Source organism: Flavobacterium sp. (assembly GCF_035456085.1).
In the GTDB taxonomy this organism is placed as follows: Bacteria; Bacteroidota; Bacteroidia; order Flavobacteriales; family Flavobacteriaceae; genus Flavobacterium.
Genome location: NZ_DATIDY010000241.1, coordinates 1 through 7,500 on the forward strand (window position 1 = coordinate 1; position 7,500 = coordinate 7,500).

At 32.8% G+C, this 7,500-nt stretch carries 5 protein-coding genes; all 5 read left to right on the forward strand.

The window, feature by feature from the left end:
- Positions 1–287: 287 nt before the first annotated feature.
- Complete coding sequence (locus tag VLC96_RS17845) at positions 288–1,310, forward strand: LacI family DNA-binding transcriptional regulator (RefSeq protein WP_325265097.1); 1,023 nt, start codon at positions 288–290, stop codon at positions 1,308–1,310.
- A gap of 907 nt (positions 1,311–2,217) precedes the next feature.
- Entirely contained in the window at positions 2,218–3,543 is a 1,326-nt protein-coding gene (locus tag VLC96_RS17850) for an MFS transporter (protein ID WP_325265099.1), read from the forward strand.
- Between the two features lie 23 nt (positions 3,544–3,566).
- Positions 3,567–4,232: a beta-phosphoglucomutase gene (gene pgmB / locus VLC96_RS17855; protein WP_325265101.1), complete on the forward strand. Its 666-nt coding sequence runs from the start codon at positions 3,567–3,569 to the stop codon at positions 4,230–4,232.
- Between the two features lie 87 nt (positions 4,233–4,319).
- A complete protein-coding gene (locus VLC96_RS17860; RefSeq protein WP_325265102.1) occupies positions 4,320–6,614 on the forward strand; it encodes a glycoside hydrolase family 65 protein in 2,295 nt (764 codons plus the stop codon).
- Between the two features lie 263 nt (positions 6,615–6,877).
- Positions 6,878–7,500: cyclomaltodextrinase N-terminal domain-containing protein (locus VLC96_RS17865; RefSeq protein ID WP_325265103.1), on the forward strand; the 623-nt coding region annotated here is incomplete at its 3' end.

Here is a 7,500-nt window from a genome sequence, read left to right on the forward strand (position 1 = left end):
GAGCAATAAAAATAACAACTTTTTGTAAATTGTTTTCATACTTTTCGTTTAAATTAATTGTTTTTTGGTTAAGTTTTGTTTAGTTTTTTTCTACTTCGAATTTCAAAATTATGAATTATTTAACACGCCTCGACATGATGAAAACGATACAGTGCTACGAAAACGTGATAGTGTTGAAAACTTTGTTTTTTATTGCCTTTTTTGTCCTAAAAACTACCATAAATAAAAAAAATCCCTATCTTTATTAAGAAATAAATAGCATCACAGTAATAACCCTTTATTTTAGCATGAAGAAAAAAATAACCTTAAAGCAAATCGCTAAAGAGCTAGATGTCTCAATATCAACTGTTTCTAAATCTCTAAGGAATAGCCACGAAATTGGTGAAGAAACAAGATTGAAAGTCCAAGCATTTGCCAAATTTTATCACTATACACCCAATAATATTGCGCTTAGCCTCAAGAATAGAAAGACAAAAACCATAGGAATTATTATTCCCGAAATTGTACATCATTTTTTCTCCACTGTCATTAACGGTGTAGAACAAGTTGCTAATGAAAAAGGTTACAGTGTCGTAATTTGTTTGTCTGATGACTCGTTTGATAAAGAAGTACTCAATATGGAACTTTTGGCTAATGGTAGCATCGATGGATTCATTATGTCATTGTCAAAAGAAACTCAGTTCAAAGGCGATTTTCATCATATTACTGAGGTAATCAATCAGGGAATGCCAGTAGTTATGTTTGACCGCGTAACCAATGAAGTGTTTTGCGATAAAGTAATTATTGATGACAAACAAGCTGCTTACGAGGCAGTTCAAAGTCTTATTGATAAAGGGCGAAAAAAAATTGCACTGGTTACAACTGTCGATTATGTAAGTGTAGGGAAATTAAGAACCGATGGTTATGTAAAAGCTTTGCTTGATAATAAATTGGTTTTTGATGAAAAACTGATTATAAAAATCGAAGACATTGACACTTGCGAAATAATTATTGAGAAATTATTACAAGAAGAAGCCATTGATGCAGTTTTGGCGGTAAACGAAATTTTTGCGGTTACTTGCATCAAAACAGCAAATAAAATTGGATTAAATGTTCCCAAAGATCTTGCAGTAATTGCTTTTACAGACGGAATGATTTCTAAATATTCTACTCCCACAATTACAACTGTAAGTCAAAGCGGAGTGAAAATGGGTAATCGCGCAGCGAAGATAATTATCGATCGCTTAGAATCTGAAGATGATTCTGAAGAAGAAAATTACATCACCGAAGTAATTGAAACCTATTTGGTAGAAAGAGAGTCTACCAATTAAATTTTAACCCGTTGGGTGAAACTGTTGCTCGGGTCAAGTTTGAACAAAAAACAAACCACATAAATGCATAGATTTAATAGTAAATCATAAAGAAAGACTAGAAATAGGCCTATTTTTTACATAGATAGACTATGTGATAAGTGAGACGACTATCAAATCCTTTTCGAGCATTATAAATTCTATGTTTCTATGTGGTTAAAAATAATTTCACCTAATGGGTAAATTTTACAAAAAATATATATCCGCAGATTCTTAGATTATTTTAAAATTAAAATCTGAGAATTTGCGGTTAAAAAACTTTCACAGTCAATCATTTTACATGTTATCTGATTGTTAATTATAAATTAATTTGCAAAGAAAATAGGTAATTTACTAATTACTACAACCTTGTAGTAGAAAAAAATGATTTTTTTAAGATTTTATTGAAAATAATACAAAAAGAATTTTATACATTTACTCCTCGTTTATAGCTTTTCTTTTACTTCGAAAATAAGATAAGTTTTTTATAACAGTAATTTTTCGTGTTATAATTTTTTTAAATGCGATATAATTTTTTGAAATAGATTCATAAAAATATATCATGATTTAATGAATTTTTACAAGCGTATAGTTATTGATTTTTAAGAGTTTCCTCGTTTGAGGATCATCTTTAGCTATTCCATAATTGCTACCATAAATATTTTTTTAATAGTAAACGAAGTTTTTGAAACGAACTATTTTTTAGTCAATTTCAAAACTAGTAAAGTTTGTTGTTTTTGAAAAATGGCATGTGATTTGTATGCTTATAAAAATCTTTTTTCAGAAATATTTAAGGCTGTTTCATTTTGTATTATTCGTGCTTTTTAAATATTAAATGATAAAAATTAGTGATAAATAATTTATCAAATAAATATGTAAATTTTTTAAAATGGAAAAACCGAAACTAAGTTTTTGGCAAATTTGGAATTTAAGTTTTGGGTTCTTAGGAGTCCAAATCGGATATTCTTTGCAAAATGGAAATACCAGCAGAATATTAGAAGCGCTCGGGGCAGATGTTCACAGCATTGGTTATTTTTGGCTGGCTGCACCTTTGGCTGGACTAATTGTTCAGCCTATTATTGGTCTTTCGAGCGATAAAACCTGGACCAAATTAGGAAGACGAATTCCTTTTATCTTTTTTGGTGCTATCGTATCAGCATTGGCGATGTTCTTTATGCCAAATGCAGAGTATTTTACTTACTTATTACCACCGCTAATCTTTGGCGCAGTAATGCTGTTGTTTATGGATACATCATTCAATGTAACAATGCAGCCTTTCAGAGCGTTAGTCGGAGATATGGTTAATGATGAACAACGAAATTTGGGTTATTCAGTTCAAAGTGCTTTAATCAATTTTGGAGCTGTTTTCGGATCATTATTACCTTGGATTTTAGTAAAGATTGGTTTGTCAAATGTTCCAGCTGCTGGCGAAAAAGTGGCCGAATCAGTGATTTGGTCTTTTTATATCGGTGGGGCAATATTATTAGGAACTGTACTTTGGACCGTTTTTACAACCAAAGAATATTCGCCAAAAGAACATGCTTTATACAATAAAATTGATCTAAATGCTAACGAAAATAAGTCAAAAGAGAGTGTCTTTAAATTGATTGCAAACGCCCCAAAAATCTTTTGGCAATTGGGAATCGTTCAGTTTTTCTCATGGTTTGCTTTGTTTTTGATGTGGGTTTACACCACAAGAGCTATTGCAAATCAAGTTTGGGGACCAACAGCTTTAGACGCTAAATCAGTTGGGTTTAATGAAGCTGGAGACTGGACAGGAGTGATGTTTGCTTTTTATAGCGGGATTGCAGCTTTATATTCTTTACTAATTCCTTCGATAGCAAAATCCATCGGAAGAAAGAAAACCTACAGTTTCTCATTGATTTTAGGAGGATTGGGATTAATCTCGATGTTTGTTGTCGAAGATAAAAACATGTTATTGCTTTCTATTTCAGGAGTTGGCTTGGCTTGGGCAGCTATCTTGGCAATGCCTTATGCGATGCTTTCAGGGTCGTTACCAGCAGAAAAAATGGGAGTTTATATGGGACTGTTTAATGCAACTATAACCGTACCACAAATAACAGCGGGTGTGTTAGGAAGTACTATAATCATGCTTTTCGGAGGAAATCCAATGGCAATAATCGTAATTGCCGGTATATCGATGTTGATTGCTGGTTCAGCTGTGTTTTTTGTGAAAGAAAAAGCACAACAATAAAATAAAAACAAAGAAAAATTATAATGAAAACGGAAAAGAGAAAAGGATTTATTTTTGATTTAGACGGTGTAATTGTTGACACTGCTAAATATCATTTTTTAGCATGGAAAAAAATCGCCAATGAGTTAGGAATTGATTTTACATTAGAACACAATGAATTATTAAAAGGAGTGAGTCGCGTTCGTTCTTTAGATATCATTTTAGAATTAGGTAAAATTGAAGCTTCTCAGGAAGATAAAGACAGATGGTTAATTCAAAAAAATGAAGATTATCTTTCTTATTTGGTCGATATGAATGAGACTGAAATCCTGCCTGGAGTGATGAAAGTTCTAAAGTTTTTAAAAGAAAACAATCAATTAATTGCTTTGGGATCAGCCAGTAAAAATGCTAGACCGATTCTTGAAAAAACTGGAGTTTTATCTTTTTTTGACGCTGTTGTCGATGGAAATGATGTTGTAAATGCCAAACCAGATCCTGAAGTTTTTGTTCATGCAGCCCGCTTGTTGAATGTTACCAACGAAGATTCAATTGTTTTTGAAGATTCGGTTGCGGGTGTTCAAGCTGCAAATATTGCAAAAATGTTAAGCATCGGAATTGGAGAAGAAACAACGTTGCATGAAGCGGAATACATTTTCAAGGATTTCACTGAAATAAATTCCACTTTCTTAGAACTGTTAATCAATAAATAATTAGGAAATAAGTCAATTAGAAAATTAGATAATTCACAAAGAATTTAATTTTCAAATCATCTAATTTTCACAGTAACACATTAAAAAATGAATCAAGATTATATAAAACCAGATAATTGGTCTATCATCGAAGAAGGATTTGACAAGGAACGCGTAAAATCATCCGAAAGTTTATTTAGTATCGGAAACGGTGCTATGGGACAAAGAGCCAATTTCGAAGAAAATTATACAGGCGAAACGTTTCAAGGAAGTTATATAGCAGGAATCTATTATCCAGACAAAACAAAAGTGGGTTGGTGGAAAAACGGTTATCCAAAATATTTTGCCAAAGTATTAAATGCTCCAAATTGGATTGGAATTGATATTGAAATCAACGGGGAGAATTTTGATCTAAATACTTGTACCGAAGTCAAAAACTACCGCCGCGAATTGAATATGAAAGAAGGTTGGTATCAACGTTCTTTTGAGGCAACTCTAAAAAATGGTACTGAAATTGCTGTTGATGTTCGTCGTTTTCTATCATTAGATTTAGACGAAGTTGGGGTAATTAATTATGAAATTACACCTTTAAACAAAGATGCTAAAATCATTTACAAACCATATATCGATGCTGGTGTAACGAATGAAGACGCAAACTGGGAAGAGAAATTCTGGGAACCTTTGGATGTAAAAAAATCTGGAAATGAAGCTTTTGTTACAGCGCAAACTTTCAAAACGCATTTTAAAGTAACAACCTTTATGCAAAACACAATTTTGTCAAGAGGTGAAAAGCAAAATCTTTCTCCAATTTCTGTTGATACAAAATCGGATAAAATTTTATTTCATTACGATGTAATTGTTGCCAAAGGAGAAAAATCTGGAATCCAAAAAATTGGTGGTTATACCGTTTCTTTAAACCATGAAGATACCATTTTGGCTGCCGAAAATGTGATTAAAGCTGCTTTAGCAAAAGGTTATGACCAATTATTGCAAGATCAAATTAATGCTTGGGCAAAGATTTGGGAAATGTCAGACATCACAATTGATGGCGACGTAAAAGCACAACAAGGAATCCGTTTCAATATTTTCCAATTGAATCAAACCTATTTAGGTAAAGATTCTCGTTTGAATATCGGTCCAAAAGGATTCACCGGAGAAAAATACGGAGGATCAACTTATTGGGACACTGAGGCGTATTGTATTCCATTTTACATGGCGACCAAAGACCAACAAGTGGCTCGTAACTTATTGACTTATCGTTACAACCAATTGGACAAAGCAATCGAAAATGCAAAAGATAATTTAGGTTTTACAAACGGAGCGGCTTTGTACCCAATGGTTACCATGAATGGTGAAGAATGCCATAACGAATGGGAAATCACTCACGAGGAAATTCATAGAAACGGAGCTATTGCTTTTGCAATTTACAATTACCACCGTTTTACAGGAGACTACTCTTATATTCCGGAAAAAGGATTGGAAGTTTTAATTGGTATTGCTCGTTTTTGGCACCAAAGAGCTTCTTTCTCCAAAAACAAAAATCAATACATGATTTTGGGAGTGACTGGTCCAAATGAATACGAGAATAACATCAACAATAATTTCTATACCAATTATATCGCTAAATGGTGTATCGATTATGCAACTGAACAAATCAAAAAAGTTTCATTAGAATACCCAGCTGATCACAAGCGTATTATTGAAAAAGTAAAACTTTCGGAAGCAGAATTGCAAGAATGGAATAAAGTTTCAAGCAATATGTATTTTCCAAGATCAGAAGAAATGGGAATTTATCTGCAACAAGACGGTTTCTTGGACAAAGATTTAGTTCGCGTAAAAGATTTAGATCGTTCTCAAAGACCAATCAATCAAAAATGGTCTTGGGACAGAGTTTTGCGTTCGCCTTATATCAAACAAGCTGACGTATTGCAGTGTTTCTACTTTTTCGAAGATCATTTCTCTAAAGATGAATTGGAGCGCAATTTTGATTTCTACGAATCATTTACAGTGCACGAAAGTTCACTTTCGCCTTGCGTACACTCGATTCAGGCTGCTTTGTTGGATAAAATGGATATGGCCTATGCTTTCTACTTAAGAACTTCTCGTTTGGATCTTGATGATTACAACAAAGAGGTTGAAGAAGGTTGTCATATTACATCTATGGCTGGAACTTGGATGAGTATCGTTGAAGGTTTTGGTGGAATGCGAGTGAAAAATGATGCACTTCATTTCTCGCCAAAAATCCCAAAAGAATGGGGAGGCTATTCATTCAAAATCAATTTCAGAAATCAAATTTTAAAAGTTGATGTGAATCATCAAGAAACCAAATTTACTTTGGAAGGAACACATGAACTGACTGTTTATGTAAATGGTTCACCAGTTTTGGTTCAGCCAAATAAGTAATAAAAACAAACCCTTTCAGAGTTCAAAATTCTGAAAGGGTTTTAAATTTTAACCACATAGAAACATAGATATGTAGAAAATATTAAAAGGCAGAATAGAAAAACCTGTTTTTACTCATAGTCTATATAATCTATCTGAAACGAAGTGTCTTTTTAAGTCTAAAAAATCTATGTCTCTATGTGTTTAAAAAAATAAGAATACCGATTTATGCCTAAAAAAGGTGTTACATAGAAATTTTAAACTATAAATCTAAATAGTATAATATGAAAAAAGCAATTATTCTTATGTGTCTTATATCAACATCAGTTTTTGCTCAAATTGATAGAGTTGAGCCTCCATTTTGGTATGCAGGAATGCACAATCCCGAACTTCAGATTATGTTTTATGGTAAAAATATCGCTGAAAATGAAGTGTCTGTTACAAATAATATTGTAATCAAAGACGTAAAAAAAACCGAAAATCTAAATTATCTTTTTGTTACCATCGATACCAAAAATGTACAGGCTCAAGATTTTGTGTTTTCATTTTCAAAAAATAAAAAAATCACTTTCACCAAAAAATATAGTTTAAAACAAAGAAGAGAAAACTCAGCTTCCAGAAAAAGTTTTGATGCTTCGGATTTGATTTATTTAGTAATGTCCGATCGTTTTGCCAGCGGAAATGCTAAAAATGACAGCGATAAATCAGTTACTGAAAAAGTGAATCGAGCACTTCCAGGCGGAAGACACGGTGGAGACATTGCCGGTATGATTCAGCATTTGGATTACATCAAAGAATTAGGTGCGACAGCGCTTTGGCCAACACCACTTTGCGAAGACAATGACAAAGCGTATTCGTATCACACTTATGGACAATCCGATGTTTACAAAATTGACCCACGCTTTGG